Source organism: Leifsonia sp. 115AMFTsu3.1 (assembly GCF_004362795.1).
Classification (GTDB): domain Bacteria; phylum Actinomycetota; class Actinomycetes; order Actinomycetales; family Microbacteriaceae; genus Leifsonia.
Window position 1 is genome coordinate 1,425,816 of record NZ_SNYB01000002.1, and the last position, 26,593, is coordinate 1,452,408.

The following is a 26,593-nucleotide window of genomic DNA, read 5'->3' on the forward strand; positions in this document are numbered from 1 at the left end:
GCGCATTCCCTGATCATGGCTTGAAAATGCGCCACTTGCCGGACACGATGGGCACATGAGGGCCATTTGGACGGGCGCGATCACCTTCGGTCTGGTCAACGTTCCGGTGAAGGTATACAGCGCGACCGAGGATCACGACGTGCCGCTGCACCAGGTGCACGACGCGGACGGCGGCCGCATCCGCTACCAGCGGCGGTGCGAGATCGACGGCAAGGTGATCCCGTACGAGCACATCGTCAAGGCGTACGACGACGGTGAGCGCACCGTCATCCTGACCGCCGAGGACATGGCGTCGCTGCCCTCGGAGCGCAGCCGCGAGATCGACGTGGTGGAGTTCGTCCCGAACGACCAGCTCGACCCGCTGATGTTCGACCGGAGCTACTACCTGGAGCCGGACTCCAAGTCGTTGAAGGCGTACGCGCTCCTGAGGAAGACGCTGGAGGACGAGGAGCGTACGGCGATCGTGGAGTTCGCCCTCCGCCAGAAGACCCGGCTCGGCGCCCTGCGCGTGCGCGGCAACCTGCTCGTGCTGCAGACGCTGCTCTGGCACGACGAGATCCGGGAGGCCGACTTCCCGTCGCTGGACCAGACCCCGCGCATCTCGGACCGCGAGCTGCAGCTGTCGAGCGCCCTGATGGAGAGCTTCGCCGGCGACTTCGAGCCGGAGAAGTTCAGCGACGAGTACCAGGACGAGCTGCGCAAGCTCATCGACGCCAAGCTGGAGCAGGGGGAGAGCGTCGACACCGCCGCCACCTTCGGCGAGGAGGCGGAGGAGAAGAAGGGCGGTGGCGAGGTCATCGACCTGATGGAGGCTCTGCAGCGCAGCGTCGAGCGCAGTCGCTCGTCGAAGTCCTCTGGCGAGAAGTCCGACGAGAAGAAGCCGGCGGCGCGGAAGAGCTCCGCCTCCGGATCGAAATCCACCTCATCGAAGTCGTCCACCGCACCCACGCGAAAGGCCCCGGCCAAGAAGTCTGCGAAGAAGCCCGCGTGACGCGGCTGAAGCGCAGCAACCCGTCCGGCCCCGGCTACCACCGGAGGATGACGGATTCGGGACCGGTGTACGAGGACGAGGCGGGCAATACGATCGTCGACGAGCGCGAGCTGGAGCGCATCCGCTCGCTCGTGCTCCCGCCCGCCTGGCAGGACGTGTGGATCTCGCCGGACGCCCGCGGGCACATCCAGGCCGTTGGCACGGACCAGGCCGGCCGACGGCAGTACCGCTATCACGACTCATGGAGGCTGCACCAGGATCGCGTCAAGTTCGAGCGGGCCGCGCAGCTGGCCGAGACCCTGCCGTCGGCGCGCCGCAAGGTGACCATGGACCTCCGGGAGGAGGGCTTCGGCCGGGACCGCATCCTCGCCGCAGCCTTCCGCATCATCGACCTCGGCAGCGTCCGGATCGGCAGCGAGGAGTACCTGCATGCCAACGGCAGCCGGGGGCTCACGACCCTGCTCTGCCGGCACGCCCGCATCGAGGACGACGACATCACGCTGACGTTCCCCGCGAAGTCGGCGCAGAAGTGGACGAGCACGATCACCGACGCCGACCTGGCGGAGCTGCTGCGGCAGATCCAGGCGCTCCGTGGCCAGCGCTCGCGGCTGCTGTCGTGGAAGGACGGCACCTGGCACTCCATCCGTCCGGCATCCCTGAACGAGTACATCCGCCGGCAGACGCGGGGCGAGTTCACCGCGAAGGACTTCCGGACGCTGCACGGCACGATCGTCGCAGCGGAGGCGCTCGCCGAGCTGGGAGTCGCCGGCTCCGACTCCCAGCGGAAGAAGCGGATCAGCGCCGCCGTGAACGAGGCGGCCGCGGCCCTCGGCAACACGCCGGCGATCGCGCGGAACAGCTACATCGACCCGCGCATCTTCGACCGTTACCGCAGCGGCGAGGTCATCGACACTTCCGGCGGTCGCGCCCCCGAGCCCGCCCTCCTCGAACTGCTCTCCACCAGCTGACACACGCCAACAGCTCCTGAGTTTTTCGCGCGACACGCCGTCGCGGGGGCGAAAAACTCAGGAGCTGTCGGCTTGGGACCAGGTCAGCGCTTCGCGGGTGCCTGCGCCTTCGTCGAGGCGGAGAGCGGGGAGGCGATCTCCTCCAGCGACTTGCCCTCCGCGTTCACGCCGAGGAACAGCTCCACGAGCCCGGCCGCGATCATCAGCCCGGCCCCGATGTAGTACCCGATGACCACCGAGTGGATGCCGCCCTCGATCAGGTTCCCGAAGAGGATCGGGCCGATGATGCCGCCGATGCCGGTTCCGACCGCGTAGAAGAACGCGATCGCCATGGCCCGGGTCTCCATCGGGAAGATCTCGCTGACGGTGAGGTACGCCGCGCTGGCGCCGGCCGACGCGAAGAAGAACACGACCATCCAGCACGCGGTGAGCCAGAACGCGTCCAGCACCCCGGAGTCGAACAGGATGGCCGTCCCGACCAGCAGGACGCCGCTGCCGACGTACGAGAGGGTGATCATGAACTTCCGCCCGACCGTGTCGAACAGGTGCCCGAGCAGGAACGGCCCGAGGAAGTTGCCGATCGCGATCGGGACCAGGGCCCACGGCGCCACGTCGTCCGGAACGTTCAGCAGCTTGGTGAGCACCAACGAATAGGTGAAGAACACGGCGTTGTAGAGGAACGCCTGGCCGATGAACAGCGAGAGGCCGAGCACGAACCGCTTCGGGTACTGCGTGATCGCGACGCGCACGATCTCGCCGAAGCCGGTGGAGCGGCGCTGGTGGATCTCGATCTCGCGGTCGCCGGGCACCGCCTCGAGCTTCTGGTGGGTGTCCTTCTCGACGCTCTCCTCGATCTCGTCGACGAGTTTCTCGGCCTCCTCGTCGCGGCCGTGGATGAACATCCACCGCGGCGACTCCGGCACGTTCCGGCGGACCAGCAGGATGACGAGGCCGAGCACCGCGCCCAGGCCGAACGCGATGCGCCAGCCGATGTTCGGGGCGAAGATGTCGGTGTTCAGCAGGAACACGGTGAGGATGGCGCCGAACGCCGTCCCGAGCCAGTACGACCCGTTGATGGCCAGGTCGACCAGTCCGCGCCGCCGGGCCGGGATCAGCTCGTCGATCGCGGAGTTGATGGCCGCGTACTCGCCGCCGATGCCGGCGCCGGTGAAGAACCGGAACAGGAAGAACATCCACGGGGTGACGGCGAACGCGGTCAGCACCGTCGCCACCAGGTAGAGGCCCAGGGTGATGATGAACAGCTTCTTGCGGCCGAACCGGTCGGTCAAATAGCCGAACACCAGGGAGCCGGTACAGGCGCCGGCGACGTAGATGGCCGCCGCGAGTCCGACCTGGGCGGTGGTGAGTCCGAGACCGCTGTCCGGTTCGGTCAGACGGCTTCCGATGGCGCCGACGATGGTCACCTCGAGGCCGTCCAGGATCCACACGGTCCCGAGTCCGACGACGACGAGCCAGTGGAAGCGGGACCAGGGGAGGCGGTCCATGCGAGCGGGGATGGCTGTGCGGATCGTCTTCAGCGACGCCGCGTTCCTCTGCGATGTGTGAGCTGTCACTCGGGGGACTGTACGAGCCCTGTGTATCCGACAGGAGAGCCTTGACAAATCCGCAATCACTTGTTCTCGGGGTCGGTAGCGCACCGCTGGTACCCCTGTCAACCCCTTGTTGGGGTACGGGGTGCATTGCTTATCGTGGCTAACGAACCACCGACCCGGAAGGGGAGGTGGCGCACCCGAACTGAGAGCACTTAAACGAGGTCGCCCGTGCGTACACGGGCTGAATGGGATGACACGATGACGACGCTCGAAGTTACCAGCGACCCGGTACGGGACTACCTCAATGCCATCGGCCGCACGCGGCTGCTGACCGCCGACGAGGAAGTCGCCCTGGCCAAGAGGATCGAGGTGGGAGTGCTGGCCGGAGAGCGGCTGGCGATCCGCCCGAACCTGACCCCCCGTGAGAAGCGCGAGCTGCAGTACCTCGCCGATGACGGCAAGCGCGCGTTCGAGCGGTTCATCGAGGCGAACCTCCGCCTGGTGGTGAGCATCGCCAAGCGCTACGCCGGCCGCGGCCTCCCCGTGATGGACCTCATCCAGGAGGGCAACCTCGGTCTCGTCCGCGCTGTCGAGAAGTTCGACTACCGCACGGGCAACAAGTTCTCCACCTACGCCACCTGGTGGATCCGCCAGTCGATCCTCCGCGGGATCGCCGACACGGCCCGCCTCATCCGCATCCCCGTGCACACGGTGGAGAAGATCGACAAGCTGGACCGCATCCGCCGCGACCTGGGCGGGGAGCTGGGCCGCACGCCCACCCTGGAGGAGATGGCCGAGGCCTCGAACCTCGACCCCGCCGAGGTCCACAAGCTGCAGATGAGCGACTCGGAGACCGTCTCGCTGGCCGTGCCGGTCGGCGAGAACGAGGGCGCCGAGCTCGGCGACCTGATCGAGGACGGCGACTTCGCCGGTCCGCCGGAGGCCGTCGAGGTGGAGTTCCGTCACCGCGACCTGGAGGAGCGCCTCCGCGAGCTGCCGCCGCGCGACGCCAAGGTCGTGCGCATGCGCTTCGGCCTCGACGGTCAGAAGCCGATGACGCTCGACGAGGTCGGCGAGGTGTACGGCATCACCCGTGAGCGCGTCCGCCAGCTGGAGACCCGCAGCCTCAAGCGCCTCCGCTCCCCGGAGCTGCTCGAGTACCTGCGCTGAGCGAGAGCACGAGAAGAAGGACCCCGCACCTGATCGGCGCGGGGTCCTTCTGCGTGTGGATGCGTGTGGATGCGGTCAGCGGGATGCGGTCAGCGCCCGGGAGGCGAATCCGCGTCGACCTCGTCCGCGCCGAGCGCGCCGATCTCCTCGGTCAGCTGGAGACCCTGCGAGCTGTTCGACGACGCCGTCAGCTGCTCCAGCCAGGTCTTGTTGATGCGGGGGTACCGGCCGCCGCTGTAGCGGAACAGCAGCGGGATGGCCGGGTCGATCCAGATCGCGCTTCGGCCGTCGCCGACGCCCTGCTCGTCGCGCCAGGAGAAGAAGAAACCCTCCTTGCGGCGGAGCTTCAGTCCGACCACGATCTGGAGGTGCGCCAGCACCCTGTCCTCGAAACCGATCTCGGTGGTTCCGCCGTAGACGAGCTTGCCCATACGAAAAACGTACAGGATGGTTCCCCCGTTCGAGGCGACGTCGAACGGCTGCCATGCCCGAATGTTCGCCCACGGGCGTACTGTCGCCCCCATGAGCCCCTCCCGCATCCTGGTCACCGGCGCCACCGGCTACATCGGCGGACGCCTCGTCCCGCGGCTGCTCGCGCGCGGTCACGACGTCCGGGTGCTGGCGCGCTCGCCGCAGAAGCTGACGGACGTGCCCTGGGCGGGCGATGTGGAGGTGGTGGAGGGCGACCTGCACGATGCCGATGCCGTCGCCCGCGCGGTCCGGGGCGTGGACGTCGTCTACTATCTGGTGCACTCGATGCGGGCCCGCGGCGACTTCGACGAGGAGGAGTCCGCGGCGGCTCGCACGGTCGCAGAGGAGGCCGAGGCGGCGGGAGTCAGCAGGATCGTGTACCTCGGCGCCCTGCACCCGGACGGCGAGCTCTCCCGGCATCTGCGCTCGCGCGTGGCCGTCGGCCGCATCCTGCTCGACTCCGGCGTCCCGACGGTGGTCTTCCAGGCGGGCGTGGTGATCGGCTCCGGGTCCGCCTCGTTCGAGATGATCCGGCACCTGACCGAGGTGCTGCCGTACATGCCGGCGCCGCGCTGGGTGCGGAACCGCATCCAGCCGATCGCCATCCGCGACGTCCTGCACTATCTGCTCGAGGCCGCCGAGCTCCCGCCGGAGGTGTCGCGCGCCTTCGACATCGGCGGCCCGGACATCCTCCGCTACGGCCAGATGATGAACGCCTACGCCCTGGAGGCGGGGCTGCCGCAGCGACCGATCGCGTCCCTGCCGGTGTTCACCCCGTGGCTCGCGTCGCAGTGGGTCAACCTGGTCACGCCCATCCCGCGCAGCCTCGCCGTCCCCATCATCGAGTCGCTGCAGTACGACTGCGTGATGCGCGAGCACGACATCGACGCCGTCATCCCGCCGCCGCCAGAAGGGCTGACCCCGTATCGCCGAGCCGTCCGGCTGGCCCTGGCGCGCGAGCGGTCGGGAGAGGTGGAGACCAGCTGGCAGGACGCGTCGGTTGCGGGGGCGCCCAGCGATCCGCTGCCGAGCGACCCCGAATGGTCGGGGCACACCGTCTACACCGACCTGCGCGAACGCGACTCGACCGCCGACCCCGAGATGCTGTGGCGCGTCGTCGAGGGCATCGGCGGAGAGCGCGGCTGGTACTCGTTCCCGCTCGCCTGGGCACTCCGCGGCTGGGCGGACAAGCTGGTCGGGGGCGTCGGCCTCCGCCGTGGACGCCGCGACGCCGACCACCTGAACACGGGCGATGCCCTCGACTGGTGGCGGGTGGAGCGGATCGAGCGGGGGAGCAGCCTCCGGCTGCGTGCCGAGATGCGCGTTCCGGGGCGTGCCTGGCTGGAGCTCGCGGTCCGTCCGCGCGAGGGCGGGGGATCGCAGTACCGGCAGCGCGCCGTGTTCTTCCCGCGCGGACTCTCGGGACGGCTCTACTGGTTCGCGATCCTGCCGTTCCACGGCGTGATCTTCAACGGGATGGCGAACCGCATCGTGTACGAGGCGGAGCACCCGAAGGCGGCTAGCCGCGTCGCGCGTCCGACCGGGCAGCAGAATCCGGACCGGAGTCCGACGCACGAGCATCCGGATCGTCCGAACCCGCACCCACGGCGGGAACCGACGCCAGCGTCGTCTCGCTGAGGTCGCGGAGGAATCGGGTGACCGTGTCACGGTCCTGGGGGCTGAGAGACCGCGCCACCTCGAACCGGCGGGCGTGCTGCAGTCCCATGGTCCGGCGCACCTCGCGGTGCGTCTCCGGCGTGATCTCGACGGTGACGGCACGGCGGTCGGTGGGATGCGGGCGGCGGACGACGTGGCCGGCACGCTCCAGGCGGTCCAGCAGCTTCGTCGTGGAGGCGGTGGAGATATGCAGGTGGTCGGACAGCGCCCCGGCGGTGACCGGGACGTCGGCGTTCATCGACGCGATGATGTACCGCAGCGCCCGCATGTCGGTCTCGTTGAGCTTCATGTGCGTGCGGGACTCGAAGCTGAGCCGCTGGTCGGCGTCACGCCACTCGCGCATGGCGGCGAGGAGCCGGACGATCTGCGCCAGCTCCTCCTCGCTCAGGTCGTCGTGCCGGACGAGTTCCTGTCGCGGATCGATCACGCGGGGATCGGTGAGGGATGCGGAGATGCGGCGTGCGTCGCGTCGCGCGTCATCCCGAGCCGGTGTCATGCGAACATCCTATTCCCATCCGTAAGAATCGTGCTAGGTTATTTGCTAACCAAGCTAGACAAGGGAGCGCCGGGCATGACACAGCTGCACCCCCAAACACGGACTCCTGACGCGCGGACTCCTGAGGCACGGACTCCTGAGGAGACGGCGACCGGTCAGAACTCGACCGGCGACAGCACTCTGGCGCACGACCTCGCGTCGGTCGAGGAGCGGCTCGACCGCTTCTTCACCGAGCGGATCTCCGCAGCCTCCGCCTACGACCCCTCCTACCGCCGGCTGTGGGAGTCGGCTCGGGATGCGGCCGACGGTGGCAAGCGCATCCGCCCACGTTTCGTGCTCCTGGCCTATCGCGGACTCGGCGGCGTCGAGCGCGACGTCGCCTGCACGGCGGCTGTGGCGTACGAGCTGCTGCACACTGCGTTCCTGCTGCATGACGACGTGATCGACGGCGACACCGTCCGGCGCGGTCGACCGAACACCGCGGGCGAGTTCGCCGCCGACGCCGTCGCTCGCGGGGCGAGCGCCGTCCGAGCCCGGCGCTGGGGCGAATCCGGCGCCATCCTGGCCGGCGATCTGCTGCTCCACGCCGCATCCACCGTCCTCGCCCGCGCCGACACGGACGAGTGGACGCGCGAGCGCCTCCTCGACATCCTCGACCACAGCGTTTTCGTCACGGCGGCAGGCGAGCTCGCCGACGTCGCCCTCTCGGAGCGCCTGGGCGACGACGCCCCGGCGCTCGACGACGTGCTCGCCATGACCGAGCACAAGACGGCCGCCTATTCGGTCTCCGGTCCGCTGATGACCGGCGCACTGCTCGCCGGCGGGGGAGAGGACGTGCTCGCATCGCTGGCCGAGTACGGCCGGCTCGTCGGGATCGCCTTCCAGCTCGGCGACGACCTTCTCGGCGTCTTCGGCGCGGAGGACGTCACAGGCAAGAGCATCGTCAGCGACCTCCGTCAGGGCAAGGAGACCTCCCTCATCGCGTACGCGCGTGGAACCGCCCGCTGGGAGGAGGTCGCGCCGTCCCTCGGCCGCGGCGACCTCGCGCCGCATGAGGCCGGACGGCTCGCCACCGTGCTCGAGGAGTGCGGCGCGCGCCGGTTCGTCGAGCGGCTTCTCGCCGACCACGTCGATCGCGCCGTCGCGCTGCTCGACTCCCCGTCCATCCCGCCGGCACTGGCCGAACCCCTCGCCGACGTGGCACGCTCCTGCATCGGGAGGATCGCATGACTCGAGCGCCCGAGGCCCCGACGACCACCGTGCCGACCGACCTCGCCACCTACACGGACGCGGCCCACGCCGGCGCGGCCACCATCATCCACGCCTACTCGACATCGTTCGGGATGGCGACCCGCCTCCTCGCCGCGCAGATCCGTCCCCGGGTGGAGGACGTGTACGCGCTGGTCCGCGTCGCCGACGAGATCGTCGACGGGGCCGCGGCCGAGGCCGGGCTCGACGTCGACGACCAGCGCGAGCTGCTCGACGCCCTGGAGGCCGACACCGAGCGCGCGATGCGCACCGGGTACAGCGCCAACGTCGTCGTGCACTCGTTCGCGGTGACCGCCCGGGCGACGGGCATCGGTGTCGACCTGACCCGTCCCTTCTTCGCGTCCATGCGCCGCGACCTCAGTCCCGTTGACTTCACGGCGGAGGAGCTGCGGGAGTACGTCTACGGCTCGGCCGAGGTGGTCGGTCTCATGTGTCTCAGGGTCTTCCTGGCCGACCGTCCGGTGCCGGACGACACGCGACGGAGGCTGGAGGCGGGCGCCCGACGGCTCGGCGCCGCCTTCCAGAAGATCAACTTCCTCCGCGACCTCGCGGTCGACTGGTCAGAGCTCGGCCGCAGCTACTTCCCGGGGATCGACCCGGCGCGGCTGACGGAACGGCAGAAGCTCGCCCTGGTCGTCGACATCGACTGCGACCTCGGGGCGGCGGCCGACGTCATCCCCGAGCTCCCGGACAACTGCCGGCGGGCGATCATCGCCGCGCACGGGCTGTTCGCGGAGCTCAGCGACCGCATCCGCGCGACGCCCGCGAGCGAACTGCTGACCCGCCGGATCAGCGTTCCCACCCGGGTGAAGCTCGGCATCCTGACGCGCGCGACCGTCTCGGCCGCACTCCCGCGCTCGCCGCGGGGGGAACGACCATGACCGGGCAGACCGCGGTCGTCATCGGCGGCGGGATCGCGGGTCTCGCCACAGCGGCGCTGCTCGCCCGCGAGGGCTACGGGGTCACGCTGCTGGAGCAGAACGCGACCCTCGGCGGCCGCGCCGGCTCGTGGGAGCACGACGGCTTCCGCTTCGACACCGGGCCCTCCTGGTACCTCATGCCCGAGGTCTTCGACCACTTCTTCCGGCTGATGGGCACCTCCACCGCGGAGCAGCTCGACCTCGTCACGCTCGATCCGGGTTACCGCGTGTTCTCGGAGGACGGCAGGCCGCCGCTCGACATCCTCGCCGACGGCGCCGCGAACCGCGCGGTGTTCGAACGGGAGGAGCCGGGCGCCGGTGCCGCACTCGACCGGTACCTGACGGGCGCGGCCGAGACGTACCGCCTGGCCGTCGACCGCTTCCTCTACAGCACCTTCGCCGACCTGCGGCCGCTCTTCGCGTCGGACCTGATCCGTCGGCTGCCCCGCCTCGCCCGGTTGCTGCTCGAACCGCTCGACCGCTATGCCGCCCGCTTCGTCCGCGACGTCCGGCTGCGCCAGGTGCTCGGCTACCCGGCGGTGTTCCTGGGCACGTCACCGGACCGCGCGCCGAGCATGTACCACCTGATGAGCCACCTCGACCTCGACGACGGGGTGCGGTATCCGCTCGGCGGCTTCGCAGCGCTGATCGACCGGGTGGCGGCGCTCGCGGAGGGGGCGGGGGCACGGCTCGTGACCGGGGCGCGGGTCACCGCCATCCGCACCACCGCCGAGGGCGCCTCGCCACGTCCGCGCGCCTCCGGCGTCGAGTACCGGGATGCGTCCGGTGGCGTGCACACGATCGACGCCGACGTGGTCGTGTCCGGCGCCGACCTGCACCACACCGAGACGGCGCTGCTTCCCGAGAAGCTGCGCACGCATCCCGAGAAGAAGTGGGAGCGCCGCGACCCCGGCCCGGGCGTCGTGCTCGCGATGCTGGGCGTGCGCGGCCGTCTGCCGGAGCTGACCCACCACAACCTGTTCTTCACCACCGACTGGGAGGCCAACTTCCAGACGATCTACGGGCCGAACCCCGGCATCCCGGACCCGACCTCGCTGTACGTCTGCATGCCGAGCACGACCGACCCGGACGTGGCGCCCGAAGGGTACGAGAACCTGTTCGTGCTCATCCCGGTGCCGGCGGATGTGTCGCTCGGCGCCGGCGGACTCAACGGGGCGGGCGACCGTGCGATCGAGCGTGCCGCCGACGCGGCCATCGCGCAGATCTCCGCCTGGGCGGGCATCCCGGATCTCGCCGACCGGATCGTGCTGCGCCGTACGGTCGGGCCGGAGGACTTCGCGACCGATTTGAACGCGTGGAGCGGCGGCGCTCTCGGCCCGGCGCACACCCTGCGACAGAGTGCGTTCTTCCGCCCGGGCAACGCCTCGGCGAAGGTCGACAACCTGCTCTACGCGGGCTGCTCCACGATCCCCGGCATCGGCCTCCCGATGTGCCTGATCAGCGCCGAGCTGGTGCTGAAGCGGCTGCGCGGCGACGGCGGGGCCGGTCCGCTGCCCGAACCGCTTCCCGCCCCGCAGGCGGAGCGGGTGTCGTGACGTTCGTCTACCTCGGCTGCCTGCTCCTCTCGCTGGCGGCGATGGTGCTGCTCGACGCCCGCTTCCGCCTGGTCTTCTGGCGGGATGCGCGCCGGGCGACGATCGTGCTCGCCGTCGGCCTGGCCTTCTTCCTGGCGTGGGATGCCGCCGGTATCCTGCTCGGCGTGTTCGCCCGGGGAGAGTCGCCGCTGATGACCGGCGTGGAGCTCGCCCCGGAGCTGCCGCTGGAGGAGGTCTTCTTCCTGCTGTTCCTCTGCTACCTCACCCTGGTCACTGTGTTCGGTGCGCGAGCGGTGATGGATGCGCGGCGTCGGCCGTCCGGCGAGCCGCAGCACGCGAAGGAGCGTGCCCGGTGACGTACGCCCTGCTCAGCCTGGTCTTCGTCGCGATCGCGGCGGCCGTTCTCGTCGTCGCGCTGGCGACCGCGCGCGACCGGGCGCGACTGGTGCGTCGCTGGTGGGCTCCGATCGCCGTCGCCGCCGTCGTCATCCTGCTGTTGACCGCGGTCTTCGACAATCTGATGATCGGCGCAGGGTTCATGACTTATCAGGACGCGCGCATCAGCGGCGTGCGGGTCGGGCTCGTGCCGCTCGAGGACTTCGCGTACCCGATCGCCGGCCTCCTGCTGCTGCCCGCGCTGTGGCTGCTGACCCGGCGGCGGGGGAGCAGGTCGTGACCGCCGTGGCCCCGGCCGCCCCCTTCCGGCAGCTCGTGCTGGCGTCGCGCCCGCTCAGCTGGATCAACACCGCGTTCCCGTTCGCCGCCGCCTACCTGCTCACGACAGGCCGGGTGGATGCGACGTTCGTCATCGGCACCATTTTCTTCCTCATTCCGTACAACCTGGCGATGTACGGCATCAACGACGTCTTCGACTACGAGTCCGACCTGCGCAACCCGCGCAAGGGCGGCGCGGAGGGAGCGCTGCTCGACCGGTCGGCGCACCGCCGCACCCTGATCGCGGCGGCGGTGACGACCCTCCCGTTCGTCGTGTACCTCGTGATCGTCGGGTCGCCGCTGTCCTGGCTGGTGCTCGCGTTCTCGCTGTTCGCGGTGCTGGCGTACTCGGTGAAGGGCCTCCGCTTCAAGGAGGTGCCGTTCCTCGACTCGGCCACGTCGAGCGTCCACTTCGTCAGCCCCGCCCTCTACGGGCTGGTGCTCGCGGGCGCGGTCTTCACCCCGCAGCTGTGGCTGGTGCTGCTCGCCTTCTTCCTCTGGGGCGTCGGCAGCCACGCGTTCGGCGCCGTTCAGGATGTGGTGCCCGACCGCGAGGGCGGCATCTCGTCCATCGCGACCGCCATCGGCGCGGCGGCGACCGTCCGGCTCGCGATCTTCGCGTGGGCGGCGGCCGGTGTCGCGATGCTGTTCACCGCGTGGCCGGGCCCGCTCGCGGCGGTGCTCGCCCTCCCGTACATCGCGGCCGCCGCCCCGTTCTGGTCGGTGACGGACGCCGACTCCAGCACCGCGAACCGCGGCTGGCGCCGCTTCCTCTGGATCAACTACGCCTGCGGCTTCGTCGTCACCCTCCTCCTCATCCTCTGGGCCTCCCTCGGCTGACCCCCATCCCCCCATCCCCCCACCGTCGAGTCCACAAAAATTGCACGCCGATCGCGTGGTCGGCGTGCAATTTATGCGGACTCGACGGTGGGGCGGAGCGCGCGGGAGAAGAGGGAGAGCGTGCTAGTCGCGCTTCGGGAGCTGCTGCAGCGTCCAGGCGTTGCCGTCGGGGTCGGTGAAGTCGACGAAGCGTCCCCAGGCGAGGTCGGCGACGCCGCGCGCCTCGACGCCGTGCTCTGTGAGGTGCGCGAGGGCTTCGTCGGCGTCGGGCACGACGATCTGGAGGCCCTTCATCGTGCCGGGCGCCATGTCGGTGAGTCCCTCGCCGAACGCGATCGAGCACGCGGAACCGGGAGGGGTGATCTGCACGAAGCGGAGCTCCGGCGAGACCCGCTGATCGTGGTCGGCGTTCCAGCCGAGCGCATCGACGTAGAAGGCCTTGGCCCGGTCGACGTCCGTGACGGGGAGGATGATGAGCTCGATGCGCCAGTCGGTGATGGTCATGGTGACACCCTTTCGTGATCGGTTGATTCCAGGCTAGAGCGGGATGCGGTCAGTTTGCGGCCGCAATATGGTTTCGGCATTTTCGCGGTCGCGCGCGCTATCGTCGTAATCTCCGCCCCCGCCAGAACCGAAAGCGACGCCCCAGCGATGAGCGACTCCCCGGCCGCCCCGAGCCCCTACGAGGTCCTCGGCGTCCGTCCGGATGTGAGCCACGACGACCTGCGGCGCGCCTACCGACGTCTGCTGCGGGAGACCCATCCCGACACCGGCGGCACAGCGGCCGCGTTCCAGGCCGTCCAGCAGGCGTGGGAGCTCATCGGCGACCCGGAGGACCGCGCACGGTACGACCGGGGCGAGAGCATCACGGTGGATGCGGTGGCCGGCGACTCCGCCGGCGGCGGGTTCAGCGCGACCTTCCACACCTCCCGCGGGACGTCGCGCGGCGCGACCGTCCGCGCCCGCAGCTACGGGCATCCCGGCGGCCGATCGCGGGAGCGCTTCCTCTCTCTCATGCGCGAGTGGATGGGCCGGGGCACCGACGACCGCGACCCGTACGATCCCGCCCTGGTGCGCTCCGCGCCGCGCGAGATCCGCCAGCTGCTCGCGGTCGCGCTCGCCGAGGAGGCGACGGCACGCGCCGTCTCCGGGCTGGGCATCGGCTTCACCATCTGGAACGACGTGGCCGTGCATCCCTCCACCGACGCGAAGATCGACCACATCGTGCTCGGTCCGGCCGGACTGTTCGCCATCCGCTCGGCGGACTGGGGCGCTCCGGTCAAGCTCGCCAAGGGCGAGGTGGTCGGCGAGGGCATCGGCCCCGACGAGGAGCCCTTCCACGACCTGTACCACGCGGCGAAGAGCTTCGGCCGGCAGGCCGGCGTCCGGTTCACCGGGTACATCGTCGTGGTGCCGGACGACGACCTCGACGTGCCCTTCGACGTCGTGCGGCGCGGCCGGCTGAGCGGCTCGATGCTCGTGCGCCGGTCGCTCCTCCCGCGGCTGCTCCGCGACGGCGCCAACGCGGCCGGGCGCGAGAGCGTCGACCGCGCGTTCGAACTGCGGACCCGGCTGCAGGAGGCCGTGCGGTTCGTCTGAACCCGCTCTAGACACGGCGCGGCCGGCGCGAGCAGAGTGGACGCCATGGTCACCCCACTCGAGATCTTCAGCGGCTTCAGCGTCGACGACATCGCCGCGGCCAAATCCTTCTACAGCGACACCCTCGGGCTCGCGATCAGCGACGGCCCGATGGGCAACCTCGACCTCGAGCTTCCCTCCGGCGGTCACGTGTTCATCTACCCGAAGCCCGACCACACTCCGGCGACGTTCACCATCCTGAACCTCGTCGTGGAGGACATCGACGCTGCCGTCGACGACCTCAACTCCCGCGGGGTGGCGACGGCGATCTACGACGATCCGTCGCTGCCGACCGACGAGAAAGGCGTGCTCCGGGGCCGGGCGGCCGGCCAAGGACCCGATATCGCCTGGTTCCGCGACCCCGCAGGCAACGTGATCTCGGTGCTGCAGAACTGACGGCGCGGGCTCAGGCGCGCTCGTCGTCGCTGTCGAGATCGCCGCTCTGCTGCAGGTCGCGCTCGTGCTCGGGAAGGTCGTCGGTGGAACGCGGGACGGTCGACACCAGCTGGAACGTCGCCTCCTCCGGCCATGACCGGTCGTCGACCAGCTCGTAGACGTCGAACGCCGACGCGCCGACGAAGTCGGACGGCACGCGGATGCGGCTCGGCGGCACATCCACGTCGCTGGGCAGCGTGAGCGTACGCGCGGGCTCCCCGTTGTCACGGAGGAGCACGGCGCGGAACGCGTGGGGACCGGAAATCGACACGCTGACACGTTAGGCGTGTCGCGCTGAGAGTTCGAGTCCTCCTCGGCTTTCATTCAGCAGCATCCCGACGAAGTCACGGCGGCCGCACGGGAGTTCTACACTGTGCACGTGGAGCCCTTCATCGTCTGTCTTTGGATCCTGGCCGCCGCCTGCCTGGCGACCTGGGTGCTGTCCCTCATCACCAACGAGCACTCCTGGGTGGATCGCATCTGGTCGATCGTGCCCGTCGTGTACGTATGGGTCTTCGCAGGTGCGGCCGGCCTCGCCGACGCGCGCCTCGACCTCATGGCGATCCTGGTGACGCTGTGGGGAGCACGCCTCACCTTCAACTTCGCCCGGAAGGGCGGCTACGCGCCCGGGGGAGAGGACTACCGCTGGGTGGTGCTGCGCGGGCGGATGGGCGCGGGGGCGTTCCAGGTCTTCAACCTGTTCTTCATCGTGATCTACCAGAACATCCTGCTGCTCCTCATCGCCCTCCCCGCCTGGACCGCGTTCCAGCACCGGACGCCGCTGAATGCGCTCGACGTCATCCTCGCCGCCGTGTTCCTCTTCTTCCTCACCGGCGAGACGATCGCCGACCAGCAGCAGTGGAACTTCCACCGCTGGAAGAAGCTGGAGGTGGCGGCCGGCCGCGAGCCGTCGCCGCGTTTCCTGCAGTCCGGCCTCTTCCGCTTCTCACGTCATCCCAACTTCTTCTTCGAGCAGGCGCAGTGGTGGGTGCTCTTCCTGTTCGGATGCGTCGCCGCGGGATCCCTCCTGCAGTGGACGGTCATCGGGCCGCTCCTGCTGACCGGCCTGTTCATCGGCTCGACGGTGTTCACCGAGAGCATCAGCCGGTCGCGCTACCCGGAGTACGCGGAGTACCAGGCGCGCACCTCGCCGGTGATCCCGTGGTTCCCCGGCCACGGGGCCGGAGCGGCGCGCGTGTCGCCCGAATCGCGGTGACACACCCCGCGCGAGCCTGACGACCGGGGCTACGGTGGAGGCATGTCCTGCATCCGGTTCAACACCCCCGCCCAGCGCCAGGCCATGCGGAACCACCGGCCGGCCATGCTCACCGCCGATGAGGCGGCCGCGCTGCACCCGGCACCCGAGGTGACGGAGAGCAAGCTCCGCCGCCTGAGGTTGCTGGCGTCCGACCCGAATCCGAAGATCCGGGAGGCGGTCGCAAGCAGCTACAACACCCCGGTGGACCTGTTCGCGACGCTCGCGAAGGACCCCGACGACGGAGTGCGCGGCTGCGTCGCGAAGAACGAGGCGACGCCGTGCGACATCCTGCGTGAACTCGCGGACGACCGCTCCGAGACCGTGCGCGGCTGGGTGGCCGTCAACTACTTCGTCCCGGCGGATGTGATGGAGAAGCTCGCATCCGACCGCAGTCGCACGGTCCGGAGCCTCGTGAAGTGGAAGGCATCGCTGGCGGACGAGGAGCAGGCGCCGGAAGGGCAGCGGGCGGAGAGCCGCCCGGTCCCGGTGGCCTGACATGGCCGGCTCCACCCCGCACGCGACGCCGCCCGACGGCGGCCGCTCCAGCGTCCGCGTCGACTCGTGGGCCTGGGCGGTCCGGCTGTTCAAGACGCGCTCCGCGGCCTCCGACGCGTGCAAGGCGGGCCACCTGAAGGTGAACGGCGACCGCGCGAAGCCCGCCCAGCCGGTGAAGGTCGGCGACGAGGTGCGCGCGCTCGTCGGCGGCGTCGAGCGCATCTACATCGCACGCCGCCTGATCACCAAGCGGCTGAGCGCCGCCGCGGCCGCCGACTGCTTCGAGGACCGCACTCCGCCACCCCCGCCGCGCACCGAGGCACCGGCCGCCGTGCTGCGCGAGCGCGGCGCCGGACGCCCGACCAAGCGCGAACGACGACTGCTCGAGCAGCTCCGGGGCCGCTGATGGCGTTCGCGCGCATCGGCATCTCCGGCTGGACCTACGCCCCGTGGCGAGGCGTGTTCTACCCGTCGAAGCTGCCGCACCGCCTCGAGCTGGAGTACGCCGCCGAGCGGCTGGACTCCATCGAGATCAACGGCAGCTTCTACTCGTTGCAGCGTCCGACGAGCTATCGGACGTGGGCGGAGCGCACACCGGACGAGTTCGTGTTCTCGGTCAAAGGCGGCCGCTACATCACCCACATCCTGCGCCTGAAGAACGCCAGGGGAGCCGTCGCCAACTTCTTCGCCTCCGGCGTGCTCGCCCTCGGCCCGAAGCTCGGGCCGCTGCTGTGGCAGCTGCCGCCGACCCTGCAGTTCGAGGCGGGGGAGGTGGATGCGTTCCTCGGCATGCTGCCGCGCACCACGACCGAGGCGGCTGCGCTCGCCCGCGAGACGACGCTGAAGGAGGACCGCACCCACCTGGCGGCGGGGGAGGAGCGTCCGCTGCGGCACGCGGTGGAGGTGCGCCACGCCTCGTTCGACGTCCCGGAGTTCGCCGCGCTCGCCCGCGCACACGGGGTAGCGATCGTGCTTGCGGACACCGCCGGCCGTTATCCGGTCATCCGCGACACGACCGCCGACTTCGTCTACGTGCGGCTGCACGGCGACGAGGAGCTGTACACCAGCGGGTACACCGACGAGTCGCTCGACCGCTGGGCGGCGGAGCTCAGCATCCACCTCGGCCAGGGCCGGGATGTGTACGCCTACTTCGACAACGACGTGAAGGTGCGCGCCCCCTACGATGCCATGGGCCTGCGTGACCGCCTTTCCGAGTGGACGCCGCGTCCTCACTAGACTCGGGAGCGTGCAGGGTGAGAGCGCCGTGGTGAGTTCGCGGGTGTGGACGATCCCCAACGTGCTCAGCTTCTTCCGGCTCGCGCTGGTCCCCGTGTTCCTGTGGCTGATCATCGTCGGGGAGGACGGCCTCGCCCTCCTCGTGCTGGTCTTCTCCAGCGTGACCGACTTCCTCGACGGCTTCCTCGCTCGCCGCCTGCACCAGGAGTCCCGTCTCGGGCAGCTGCTCGACCCCGCCGCCGACCGGCTCTACATCTTCGCGGCGCTCATCGGCCTGTGCTGGCGCGAGGTCATCCCCTGGTGGCTGTTCCTCGTCATCGTGGCGCGGGATGTGATGCTCGCCGTCCTCGGCGTCATCCTCGCGAACCACGGGTTCGGGCCGCTTCCCGTCCACCACCTGGGAAAAGTGGCCACCTTCTGCCTGTTCTGGGCGCTCCCGCTGCTGATGCTGGGTGAGGCGTTCGAGCCGCTGGCCCCCTTCTCCCTGCCGCTCGGCTGGGCCTTCGCGCTGTGGGGAGCGTTCCTCTACTGGTGGGCCGGCATCGTGTACATCCGGGAGACGGCACGGGTAATCCGCCTTCCGGCCGATGACAGGAGCCCGCGATCGGATACGCTGGACGGCAAGGAGGTTGACGGTGCCTGAAGACATTAACCCGAACGGCCCGGCCGACGGAGCCGACGACGCCGCCAAGGGCCCCCTGCGGGACGCGGCGGGCAACGAGGACACGACCGCGCGTTTCGGCGAGGAGTTCATCTCGAAGATGTACCCCTCGGGCGAGGTGTCGCCGGAGGAGCAGGAGGCCATCGCCGCCCTGCCGTCCGGCTCCGCCCTGCTGATCGTGCGACGGGGGCCGAACTCGGGCGCCCGCTTCCTCCTCGATGCCGACGTCACGACGGCCGGTCGCCATCCTAACGCGGACATCTTCCTCGACGACGTGACGGTCTCGCGTCGTCACGCGGAGTTCACCCGCCGCGGCACCTCGTTCGAGGTCCGCGACCTGGGCTCTCTGAACGGGACGTACTACGACGGCGTCCGGATCGAGAGCGCGCTCCTCTCCGACTCGGCCGAGGTGCAGATCGGCAAGTTCCGCCTCACCTTCTACGCCTCGCGTCACGACCTCGCCGCAGCGGCGAACGGCTAGTGGCCCGGCCGGCCACCAGGGCCGCCGACGGCGCTCCGGCCCTGCTCAGCATCGGCCAGGTCCTCGCGCGGCTCACTCCCGAGTTCCCGGACCTGTCGTCGTCGAAGCTGCGCTTCCTGGAGGAGCGCGGGCTGGTGTCGCCGGCCCGCACGGCCTCGGGGTACCGCAAGTTCTCGCCGGCCGATGTGGAGCGGCTGCGCGCCGTGCTCGCCATGCAGCGCGACCACTACCTCCCGCTGAAGGTCATCAAGAAGTACTTCGCCGACCTGGATGCGGGGCTCGATCCGGCGTTCCCTGGCACCGCGCCCGCGGGGTCCATCCTCGCCGGCACCCGGCGGTACCGGCGTGACGAGCTGTTGCGCGAGGCCGGCGCCGACGCGGAACTGCTGCAGGATGCCGTGAGCGCCTCGCTGCTCCCGGCCTCCGACGTGTACGGCGACGAAGCGCTGACCGTGCTCCGCGCCCTTGCCGAGCTCCGCCGCAGCGGGATCGAGCCGCGGCATCTTCGCGGTTTCCGCGCAGCGGCCGAGCGCGAGATCGGGCTGATCGAGACCGCGCTCGTCCCCATCGCGCGCCGCAACGACGTGAGCAGCAAGGCCCGCACCGCCGAACTCGCCCGGGAGATCGCGGCGCAGCTCGACGTGGTGCGCGGCAGCATCATCCGCTCATCCATCGCCCGGCTGCGTCCGTGACGGCGCCGGTGCCTCGACACGCCGAAACCGAAAGGGCGGATGTCGTTGCCCGGCGACCGCCGCATGGGTACCGTGGATGAAGCGACGCGGATGCGACGCGCGATCCACAACCCGGGGTGAGAGGCGAACAACATGAGCGAACTGAGTCGTGAAGACGGCGTCGCCCGGTACGACCTCGGACTCCTCTTCACCGACGGCCTCCCCGAGATGGACGACGTGAACGGTTACCGCGGTGCGGTCGCCGCCCGCGCGGCCGGCATCTCGTACCGCCAGCTGGACTACTGGGCGCGCACCGGACTGGTCGAGCCGACCGTCCGTGGTGCCGCGGGTTCCGGTTCGCAGCGCCTGTACGGCTTCCGCGACATCCTCGTGCTCAAGCTCGTGAAGCGCCTTCTCGACACCGGCATCTCGCTGCAGCAGATCCGCACGGCGGTCAACCAGCTGCGCGAGTCGGGCGTGAACGACCTCGCCCAGACGACGCTGATGAGCGACGGCGCGAGCGTCTACCTCTGCACCTCGAACGACGAGGTCATCGACCTGGTCAGCCGCGGGCAGGGCGTCTTCGGCATCGCCGTCGGCAAGGTGCTGCGCGAGGTCGAGTCGAGCCTCGTCGAGCTGGACACGCAGACCGACGCCATGGACGAGCTAGCCGCCCGTCGCGCCGCGCGCACCCGCGCCTCCTAAACCCTCCGCGCTCCCTCCGCGCTCTCCACCCCCCGTCGAGTACGCAAAAATTGCACGCTCCGGACGGCGAAAGCGTGCAATTCGTGCGGACTCGACGGGAGGGGTGAGCCCGGGTCAGGACTGGGCGGTCGCGTACTCGCCGATGCGGGCAGTGCGCAGCACACGCTCCAGCAGCAGGTCGAAGTTGTGCGCCATCTCCTGAGCGCTCTCGCCCGGCCAGACGTGCAGCGGCTTCGCCGCGCCCTGCGCCTGCTGCAGCGACGTGCGCTCCGGCAGCTGGGGCGACAGCACGAGCGGCCCGAACATGTCGCGCAGCTCCTTGATGCGGAACTGGTGCTCGAGCGACTGGACACGCGCGCGGTTCACGATGATGCCGAGCGGCTGGAGGCGCGGCGAGAGCCCGCGGCGGATCTCCTCGATCGCACGCAGCGCGCGGTCGGCGGCGGCGACGGAGAACAGGCCAGGCTCGGTCACGACGGCCACACGGTCGCTCGCGGCCCATGCCGTGCGGGTGAGCGCGTTGAGCGACGGGGCGCAGTCGATGAGGACCAGCTCGTAGTCGTGCTCGACGTTGGCGAGCGCCTCCTCGAGCTTCCAGATGTCGCGGATGCTCGGGTGCGGTCCGTCGAAGTTGATCGCGGACGGGCTGCCGATCATGACGTCGATCGTGCCGGAACGGCCCTTCGTCCAGCCGGAAGGGGCGATCGCGGCGCGCACGATCTTCTCCTTGGGCGACGCGAGCACATCGGCGACGTTGAGGTGACCGGCGACCTGGATGTCCATGCCGGTCGAGACATCCGATTGCGGATCGAGGTCCACCACCAGCGTCCGGAGGCCCTTCGCGAACGCCGCCGACGCCAGACCGAGCGTCACCGTCGTCTTTCCGACACCGCCCTTGAGGGAGCTAACGCTGAGTACGTGCACGAGAGCCACGTTACCTTCACTAGTCTTAGAGAACCTAACCGTTTGCTGTGTGGTGTCGACCCCTGCTCGAAAGGTCCCCATGTTCCGAAAGATCCTCGTTGCCAACCGCGGTGAAATCGCCATCCGAGCCTTCCGGGCCGCGTACGAGCTCGGCGCCGAAACGGTCGCCGTCTTCCCGTACGAAGATCGCAACTCGATGCACCGCTTGAAGGCTGACGAGGCCTACCAGATCGGCGAGCCGGGCCACCCGGTCCGCGCCTACCTGGATGTGGACGAGATCATCCGCGTCGCGAAGGAGTCCGGCGCGGACGCCATCTACCCCGGCTACGGTTTCCTGTCCGAGAACCCGGACCTGGCCGAGGCGGCTCGCGCCGCCGGCATCACCTTCATCGGCCCGTCCGCCTCCGTGCTCGAGATGGCCGGGAACAAGGTCACGGCGAAGGAGCACGCGATCGCCGCGGGCGTCCCCGTCCTCAAGTCCACCCCGCCGTCGCGCGACATCGACGAGCTTCTCGCGGGCGCCGACGCGATCGGCTTCCCCATCTTCGCGAAGGCGGTCGCCGGCGGCGGTGGCCGCGGGATGCGCCGGGTCAGCAGCAAGGACGAGCTGCGTCCGGCGCTCGAGGAGGCCATGCGCGAGGCGGACAGCGCCTTCGGCGACCCCACGATGTTCCTGGAGCAGGCCGTGCTCCGCCCGCGTCACATCGAGGTGCAGATCCTCGCCGACGGCACGGGCGAGACGATGCACCTGTTCGAACGCGACTGCTCGGTGCAGCGCCGCCACCAGAAGGTCGTCGAGATCGCTCCGGCGCCGAACCTGTCGGAGGACATCCGTCAGTCGCTGTACCGCGACGCCGTCGCGTTCGCCCGCTCCATCGGCTACGAGAACGCGGGGACGGTGGAGTTCCTGCTCGACACCGCGGGCGAGCGCGCCGGACAGCACGTGTTCATCGAGATGAACCCGCGCATCCAGGTGGAGCACACGGTCACCGAGGAGATCACCGACGTCGACCTCGTCCAGTCGCAGATCCGCATCGCGGCGGGCGAGACGCTGGCCGACCTCGGACTCAGCCAGGACACGGTCCAGATCCGGGGTGCGGCGCTGCAGTGCCGCATCACCACGGAGGACCCGACGGCCGGCTTCCGCCCCGACACTGGGAAGATCACGACCTACCGCTCTCCGGGCGGTGCGGGCATCCGCCTCGACGGCGGCACGATCAACCCTGGCGCGCAGATCAGCCCGCACTTCGACTCCATGCTGGCGAAGCTCATCTGTCGCGGACGCGACTTCCCGGCCGCCGTGCTGCGCGCCCGCCGCGCGCTGGCCGAGTTCCGTGTGCGCGGTGTCGCCACGAACATCCCGTTCCTGCAGGCGGTCATGGAGGACCCGGACTTCATCGCCGGCAACGTCTCCACCTCCTTCATCGAGGAGCGTCCGGAGCTGTTCAAGGGCCGTGCGTCGAAGGACCGCGGCACGAAGGTGCTCAACTGGCTCGCCGATGTCACCGTGAACCAGCCCAACGGCCCGCGCCCGCTCAGCGCCGACCCGGCGGAGAAGCTGCCGAAGATCGACCTGAGCGCGCCGGCCCCCGCGGGCTCGCGCCAGCGCCTCCTCGAGCTCGGCCCGGCCGGGTTCGCGGAGGCCTTGCGTGCGCAGAAGGCGCTCGCGGTCACGGAGACCACCTTCCGCGACGCGCACCAGTCGCTGCTGGCCACGCGCGTCCGCACCCGCGACCTGGTCGCCGTCGCCCCCTATGTCGCCCGGATGACGCCGGAGCTCCTCTCGGTGGAGGCCTGGGGCGGCGCGACCTACGACGTCGCGCTCCGCTTCCTCGGCGAGGACCCGTGGGAGCGTCTCGCAACGCTCCGCGAGGCACTGCCGAACATCAACATCCAGATGCTGCTGCGCGGTCGCAACACCGTCGGGTACACGCCGTACCCGACGCAGGTGACCGACGCCTTCGTGCAGGAGGCCGCCGCGACCGGTGTGGACATCTTCCGCATCTTCGACGCCCTCAACGATGTGTCGCAGATGCGCCCGGCCATCGAGTCCGTGCTCGCAACGGGCTCGGCGATCGCCGAGGTGGCGGTCTGCTACACCGGCGACCTGCTCGACCCGGCGGAAGACCTGTACACGCTCGACTACTACCTCCGCCTCGCCGAGCAGATCGTCGAGTCGGGCGCGCACATCCTCGCCATCAAGGACATGGCCGGACTGCTGCGTCCGTCGGCCGCCGAGAAGCTCGTCGCCGCCTTCCGCGAGCGGTTCGACCTCCCGGTCCACGTGCACACCCACGACACCCCCGGCGGCCAGCTCGCCACGCTGCTCGCCGCCTCGCGCGCGGGTGCGGACGCGGTGGATGTGGCCAGCGCCCCCATGGCCGGAACCACCAGCCAGCCGAGCGCCTCCGCCCTGGTGGCCGCCCTCGCCCACACCGAGCGCGACACCGGCATCTCCCTCACCGCGGTCGAGGACCTCGAGCCGTACTGGGAGGCCGTGCGCCAGGTCTACCGCCCGTTCGAGTCGGGTCTGCCCGGCCCCACGGGGCGCGTCTACAAGCACGAGATCCCCGGCGGTCAGCTCTCCAACCTGCGTCAGCAGGCGAAGGCGCTGGGCCTGGCGGAGGACTTCGAGCTCGTCGAGGACATGTACGCGGCGGCCAACCGCATCCTGGGCCGCATCCCGAAGGTGACGCCGTCCTCGAAGGTCGTCGGCGACCTGGCCCTGCACCTCGCGGCGGTCAAGGCCGACCCGGACGACTTCGCCGAGAACCCGCAGAACTACGACATCCCGGACTCGGTGGTCGGCTTCATGGCGGGCGAGCTGGGCGAGCTGCCGGGTGGATGGCCGGAGCCGTTCCGCACGAAGGTGCTCGCGGGCAAGACGGTCAAGGTCGGCGTCGAGGACCTCTCGGCCGACGACCGCAGCGCGCTCGAGGGGTCGAGCGAGGAGCGTCGCGCGACCCTCAACCGCCTCCTGTTCCCGGCTCCCACCCGCATCTACGAGCAGATGCGCGAGCTGTTCGGCGACCTCTCCGTCGTCGACACGCTCGACTACCTGTACGGGCTCAAGCAGGGCTCCGAGCACGTCATCGAGTTCAGCCGCGGCGTGCGCCTGTACGTCGGTCTGGAGGCCATCGGCGAGGCGGACGAGAAGGGCATGCGCACGGTCATGACCACGCTCAACGGCCAGTTGCGGCCGGTGTTCGTGCGCGACCGCAGCATCGTCGTCGAGACCAAGGCGGCCGAGAAGGCCGACTCCGCGAACCCGGGCCAGGTGGCCGCGCCGTTCTCCGGCGTCGTCACCCTCCAGGTCGCGGTCGGCGACACGGTCGCCGCGGGCCAGGCGGTCGCCTCCATCGAGGCGATGAAGATGGAGGCCGCCATCACGGCCCCGATCGCGGGGACCATCGAGCGGCTCGCCATCCCGAAGACCCAGCAGGTCGACGCGGGCGACCTGCTCGTGGTGATCCAGCCCGCCTGAGCGGGCGCTGATCGGCCGCCCCGGCCCGGGGCGGCCTACAATGACGAGTCGGCGGGACACTCCCGCGGCAGAAGGAGGACGAGACGACGTGGCTGACAGGTCCGACGCCGACGCGCCCGAGGAGCGCGCCCCGCGCGACCTCGTGCCCGCGGATGACGAGCTGACGCCCGCGCGCTCGTTCGAGCCGACATCGTCGCGCGAGCCGACGCTGGATGTGGAGTCGACGCTGAGCATCGCCGTCGACCTCCCGCCGACGCCGCCGCGCGAGATCCCGGAGGACGAGGCCGCCGTCGCGATCGACGAGGTCCCGGTCGACCCGGGATTCGTCGCGTCGCCCGCCGAGCCGACCACCATGTCGGTCGCCATCGTCGCCTCGCGTCTCGCGTCGACGCCCGAGCCTCCGGAGGGTGCATCGGCTCCCGCCGCCGACGTGCCCCCGCTGCCCGCGTCCGATGCGTTCGCCGGCTCCCGCCGCGATCGGCTCCGCGGCGAGCAGTCCGGACAGCCCGAGCCGGCCGCGATGCTGACCGCGGACCGCCTCCTCGAGGTCAACCGCAAGACGCGTCCCGGCCCGGAGGGACCGTGGCAGCGCTTCGTCTACAACGTCACCTTCCGCACCGTGAACCTGGGCGACTCGGCCAAGGTGCGCGCGCGCAAGGAGCTCGACCATCGCATCCAGAAGCACTTCGAGGGCGGCGCACGTTTCGTGCCCGTGCTGACCCGTAAGGGCGGCGTGGGCAAGACCACGGTCACCACGCTGCTCGGGATGGCGCTGGCGTCGGCCCGCGAGGACCGCATCATCGCAATCGACGCGAACCCGGACCGCGGGACGCTGTCGGAGCGGGTTCCGCGCCAGACGCGTTCCACCGTGCGGGACGTGGTGCACAAGGCGGCGAGCATCGGCGGCTTCACCGACTTCTCGGCACTGGTCTCGCGCGACGAGACGCGGCTCGACATCCTCGCGTCCGACACCGACCCCATGCTCTCGGAGGCGTTCGACGAGAACGACTACAACGTCGTCGCCGACCTCTCCGCACGGTTCTACTCGATCGTGCTCACCGACTGCGGAACCGGTATCGTCCACTCGGTCATGCGCGCGACCCTGCAGCGGGCGGATTCGCTCGTCATCGTGTCCGGCGGCAGTGTGGATGAGGCGCGCCTGGCCTCCGAGACGCTCACCTGGCTGGAGGCGAACGGCTACGGCGAACTCGTCCGCAACGCCGTCGTCGCGCTGAACACCGCCACGCACGCCACGAACCTGGTGAAGCTGGAGGAGATCGAGGCGCACTTCCGCTCGCGCGTCCGCGAGATCGTCCGTGTCCCGTACGACCCGCAACTGGCTGCCGGCTCGGTGGTGTCGTGGAAGGACCTCAAGCCGCTGACCCGCCTCTCGGCACGCACGCTGGCCGCCCTCGTCGTCGAGGGCCTGCCCGCGGAGCGCGACTGAGCATCCCGACCGTCCGCCCGATCCACCGAGGAGCACCTGTGACCGAGCGTCAGATCCGCCTGTTCGGCGACCCCGTCCTGAAGACCCCGTCCGATCCGATCGGCGAGATCGACGACGGCGTGCGCGGGCTGGTCGAGGACTTGGTGGACAGCGTGCTCCCGCCGGGCCGCGCCGGCGTCGCAGCTCCGCAGATCGGCGTCAACGAGCGCGCGTTCAGCTACAACGTCGACGGGAAGGTCGGGTACGTCATCAATCCCGTGCTCGTCGAGGTGTCGGGGGAGCCGGAGCTGATGGACGAGGGCTGCCTCTCGGTGCCCGGTCTCTGGTTCAAGACGCTGCGCTACCCGTTCGCCCGGGTGACGGGCATCGACCTCGACGGCAACGAGATCGAGGTCTCCGGCACCGGTGTGCTCGCGCAGGCCCTGCAGCACGAGACCGACCACCTCGACGGCAAGCTCTACCTCGACCGGCTGGACAAGGAGAGCCGCCGCGAGGCGATGAAGCAGGTCCGCGAGTCGGACTGGTTCTGACGC

General features: G+C 70.1%; 29 protein-coding genes. 23 read left to right on the top strand and 6 right to left on the bottom strand.

All coding sequences use genetic code 11. From position 1 onward, the window contains the following. Nucleotides 1–55: 55 nt before the first annotated feature. Nucleotides 56–991 carry a Ku protein gene (locus tag AXZ95_RS17875; protein ID WP_018191418.1) on the top strand — a complete coding sequence of 312 codons (936 nt, stop codon included), beginning with the start codon at nt 56–58 and terminating at the stop codon, nt 989–991. Then, nucleotides 988–1,959 carry a DNA topoisomerase IB gene (locus tag AXZ95_RS17880; RefSeq protein ID WP_018191417.1) on the top strand — a complete coding sequence of 324 codons (972 nt, stop codon included), beginning with the start codon at nt 988–990 and terminating at the stop codon, nt 1,957–1,959. The genes AXZ95_RS17875 and AXZ95_RS17880 overlap by 4 nt, the downstream gene beginning before the upstream one ends. 83 nt (nt 1,960–2,042) lie before the next feature. Here AXZ95_RS17880 and AXZ95_RS17885 read toward each other — a convergent pair whose 3' ends face one another. Then, the gene (locus tag AXZ95_RS17885) at nt 2,043–3,464 is read right to left on the bottom strand and encodes an MFS transporter (RefSeq protein ID WP_018191416.1); all 1,422 of its coding nucleotides are present in this window, start codon (nt 3,462–3,464) and stop codon (nt 2,043–2,045) included. A gap of 306 nt (nt 3,465–3,770) precedes the next feature. Between AXZ95_RS17885 and AXZ95_RS17890 the strand changes: the two genes are divergently transcribed. Beyond that, nucleotides 3,771–4,682: a sigma-70 family RNA polymerase sigma factor gene (locus AXZ95_RS17890; RefSeq protein ID WP_018191415.1), complete on the top strand. Its 912-nt coding sequence runs from the start codon at nt 3,771–3,773 to the stop codon at nt 4,680–4,682. Between the two features lie 89 nt (nt 4,683–4,771). Here AXZ95_RS17890 and AXZ95_RS17895 read toward each other — a convergent pair whose 3' ends face one another. Next, nucleotides 4,772–5,113, bottom strand: a complete 342-nt coding sequence (locus tag AXZ95_RS17895) for a hypothetical protein (protein WP_018191414.1) — start codon at nt 5,111–5,113, stop codon at nt 4,772–4,774. Between the two features lie 91 nt (nt 5,114–5,204). Between AXZ95_RS17895 and AXZ95_RS17900 the strand changes: the two genes are divergently transcribed. Next, nucleotides 5,205–6,791, top strand: coding sequence for an SDR family oxidoreductase (locus AXZ95_RS17900; protein ID WP_043742462.1), 1,587 nt, complete (start codon nt 5,205–5,207; stop codon nt 6,789–6,791). Here the strand turns inward: AXZ95_RS17900 and AXZ95_RS17905 are convergent. Beyond that, entirely contained in the window at nt 6,673–7,326 is a 654-nt protein-coding gene (locus AXZ95_RS17905; protein WP_018191412.1) for a MarR family transcriptional regulator, read from the bottom strand. The genes AXZ95_RS17900 and AXZ95_RS17905 overlap by 119 nt on opposite strands. Nucleotides 7,327–7,401: 75 nt before the next feature. Here AXZ95_RS17905 and AXZ95_RS17910 point away from each other — a divergent pair, with 75 nt between their 5' ends. The 6 genes from AXZ95_RS17910 to AXZ95_RS17935 are packed head-to-tail and all read left to right on the top strand — an operon-like array spanning nt 7,402 to nt 12,625. Then, on the top strand, nt 7,402–8,556 hold the full coding sequence (locus AXZ95_RS17910; RefSeq protein WP_018191411.1) for a polyprenyl synthetase family protein: 1,155 nt from the start codon (nt 7,402–7,404) through the stop codon (nt 8,554–8,556). After that, nucleotides 8,553–9,476: a phytoene/squalene synthase family protein gene (locus tag AXZ95_RS17915; RefSeq protein WP_018191410.1), complete on the top strand. Its 924-nt coding sequence runs from the start codon at nt 8,553–8,555 to the stop codon at nt 9,474–9,476. Before AXZ95_RS17910 ends, AXZ95_RS17915 begins: the two co-directional genes overlap by 4 nt. Beyond that, the gene (gene crtI, locus AXZ95_RS17920) at nt 9,473–11,071 is read left to right on the top strand and encodes a phytoene desaturase family protein (RefSeq protein ID WP_018191409.1); all 1,599 of its coding nucleotides are present in this window, start codon (nt 9,473–9,475) and stop codon (nt 11,069–11,071) included. The genes AXZ95_RS17915 and crtI overlap by 4 nt, the downstream gene beginning before the upstream one ends. Beyond that, nucleotides 11,068–11,427, top strand: a complete 360-nt coding sequence (locus AXZ95_RS17925; protein WP_018191408.1) for a lycopene cyclase domain-containing protein — start codon at nt 11,068–11,070, stop codon at nt 11,425–11,427. Before crtI ends, AXZ95_RS17925 begins: the two co-directional genes overlap by 4 nt. Beyond that, on the top strand, nt 11,424–11,747 hold the full coding sequence (locus AXZ95_RS17930; protein WP_018191407.1) for a lycopene cyclase domain-containing protein: 324 nt from the start codon (nt 11,424–11,426) through the stop codon (nt 11,745–11,747). The genes AXZ95_RS17925 and AXZ95_RS17930 overlap by 4 nt, the downstream gene beginning before the upstream one ends. Beyond that, nucleotides 11,744–12,625, top strand: a complete 882-nt coding sequence (locus AXZ95_RS17935) for a prenyltransferase (RefSeq protein ID WP_026307212.1) — start codon at nt 11,744–11,746, stop codon at nt 12,623–12,625. Before AXZ95_RS17930 ends, AXZ95_RS17935 begins: the two co-directional genes overlap by 4 nt. 123 nt (nt 12,626–12,748) lie before the next feature. On the opposite strand, the gene AXZ95_RS17940 is transcribed toward AXZ95_RS17935, so the two are convergent. Continuing rightward, nucleotides 12,749–13,129 (bottom strand): glyoxalase superfamily protein, encoded by a 381-nt coding sequence (locus AXZ95_RS17940; protein ID WP_018191405.1) that lies wholly within the window; start codon nt 13,127–13,129, stop codon nt 12,749–12,751. A gap of 147 nt (nt 13,130–13,276) precedes the next feature. Here AXZ95_RS17940 and AXZ95_RS17945 point away from each other — a divergent pair, with 147 nt between their 5' ends. Both AXZ95_RS17945 and AXZ95_RS17950 read left to right on the top strand, forming a co-directional pair. Continuing rightward, nucleotides 13,277–14,224: a nuclease-related domain-containing protein gene (locus AXZ95_RS17945; RefSeq protein ID WP_018191404.1), complete on the top strand. Its 948-nt coding sequence runs from the start codon at nt 13,277–13,279 to the stop codon at nt 14,222–14,224. Between the two features lie 45 nt (nt 14,225–14,269). After that, nucleotides 14,270–14,659, top strand: a complete 390-nt coding sequence (locus AXZ95_RS17950; protein WP_018191403.1) for a VOC family protein — start codon at nt 14,270–14,272, stop codon at nt 14,657–14,659. A gap of 10 nt (nt 14,660–14,669) precedes the next feature. Here the strand turns inward: AXZ95_RS17950 and AXZ95_RS17955 are convergent, their stop codons facing one another. Next, nucleotides 14,670–14,969: a hypothetical protein gene (locus AXZ95_RS17955; RefSeq protein WP_018191402.1), complete on the bottom strand. Its 300-nt coding sequence runs from the start codon at nt 14,967–14,969 to the stop codon at nt 14,670–14,672. Nucleotides 14,970–15,071: 102 nt separating this feature from the next. Between AXZ95_RS17955 and AXZ95_RS17960 the strand changes: the two genes are divergently transcribed. The 8 genes from AXZ95_RS17960 to AXZ95_RS17995 all read left to right on the top strand — a co-directional run bounded on the left by AXZ95_RS17960 (nt 15,072) and on the right by AXZ95_RS17995 (nt 20,205). Beyond that, nucleotides 15,072–15,914 (top strand): DUF1295 domain-containing protein, encoded by an 843-nt coding sequence (locus AXZ95_RS17960; RefSeq protein ID WP_018191401.1) that lies wholly within the window; start codon nt 15,072–15,074, stop codon nt 15,912–15,914. A gap of 42 nt (nt 15,915–15,956) precedes the next feature. After that, nucleotides 15,957–16,451, top strand: coding sequence for a hypothetical protein (locus tag AXZ95_RS17965; RefSeq protein ID WP_018191400.1), 495 nt, complete (start codon nt 15,957–15,959; stop codon nt 16,449–16,451). Nucleotide 16,452: 1 nt separating this feature from the next. After that, nucleotides 16,453–16,857 carry a S4 domain-containing protein gene (locus AXZ95_RS17970; protein WP_018191399.1) on the top strand — a complete coding sequence of 135 codons (405 nt, stop codon included), beginning with the start codon at nt 16,453–16,455 and terminating at the stop codon, nt 16,855–16,857. Continuing rightward, nucleotides 16,857–17,687, top strand: a complete 831-nt coding sequence (locus tag AXZ95_RS17975; RefSeq protein ID WP_018191398.1) for a DUF72 domain-containing protein — start codon at nt 16,857–16,859, stop codon at nt 17,685–17,687. Before AXZ95_RS17970 ends, AXZ95_RS17975 begins: the two co-directional genes overlap by 1 nt. A gap of 10 nt (nt 17,688–17,697) precedes the next feature. Next, entirely contained in the window at nt 17,698–18,330 is a 633-nt protein-coding gene (locus AXZ95_RS17980) for a CDP-alcohol phosphatidyltransferase family protein (RefSeq protein ID WP_018191397.1), read from the top strand. Continuing rightward, nucleotides 18,323–18,829, top strand: a complete 507-nt coding sequence (locus tag AXZ95_RS17985) for an FHA domain-containing protein (protein WP_018191396.1) — start codon at nt 18,323–18,325, stop codon at nt 18,827–18,829. The genes AXZ95_RS17980 and AXZ95_RS17985 overlap by 8 nt, the downstream gene beginning before the upstream one ends. Further along, nucleotides 18,829–19,521: a MerR family transcriptional regulator gene (locus AXZ95_RS17990; protein WP_018191395.1), complete on the top strand. Its 693-nt coding sequence runs from the start codon at nt 18,829–18,831 to the stop codon at nt 19,519–19,521. Before AXZ95_RS17985 ends, AXZ95_RS17990 begins: the two co-directional genes overlap by 1 nt. A gap of 132 nt (nt 19,522–19,653) precedes the next feature. After that, entirely contained in the window at nt 19,654–20,205 is a 552-nt protein-coding gene (locus AXZ95_RS17995) for a MerR family transcriptional regulator (protein ID WP_018191394.1), read from the top strand. 114 nt (nt 20,206–20,319) lie between these two features. Here the strand turns inward: AXZ95_RS17995 and AXZ95_RS18000 are convergent, their stop codons facing one another. Beyond that, complete coding sequence (locus AXZ95_RS18000) at nt 20,320–21,129, bottom strand: ParA family protein (protein ID WP_026307211.1); 810 nt, start codon at nt 21,127–21,129, stop codon at nt 20,320–20,322. A gap of 79 nt (nt 21,130–21,208) precedes the next feature. Between AXZ95_RS18000 and AXZ95_RS18005 the strand changes: the two genes are divergently transcribed. The 3 genes from AXZ95_RS18005 to def all read left to right on the top strand — a co-directional run bounded on the left by AXZ95_RS18005 (nt 21,209) and on the right by def (nt 26,590). Continuing rightward, nucleotides 21,209–24,613: a pyruvate carboxylase gene (locus tag AXZ95_RS18005; RefSeq protein WP_018191392.1), complete on the top strand. Its 3,405-nt coding sequence runs from the start codon at nt 21,209–21,211 to the stop codon at nt 24,611–24,613. 88 nt (nt 24,614–24,701) lie between these two features. Then, nucleotides 24,702–26,060, top strand: coding sequence for a MinD/ParA family protein (locus tag AXZ95_RS18010; protein WP_018191391.1), 1,359 nt, complete (start codon nt 24,702–24,704; stop codon nt 26,058–26,060). A gap of 38 nt (nt 26,061–26,098) precedes the next feature. Beyond that, entirely contained in the window at nt 26,099–26,590 is a 492-nt protein-coding gene (gene def, locus AXZ95_RS18015) for a peptide deformylase (RefSeq protein ID WP_018191390.1), read from the top strand. Nucleotides 26,591–26,593 lie beyond the last annotated feature (3 nt).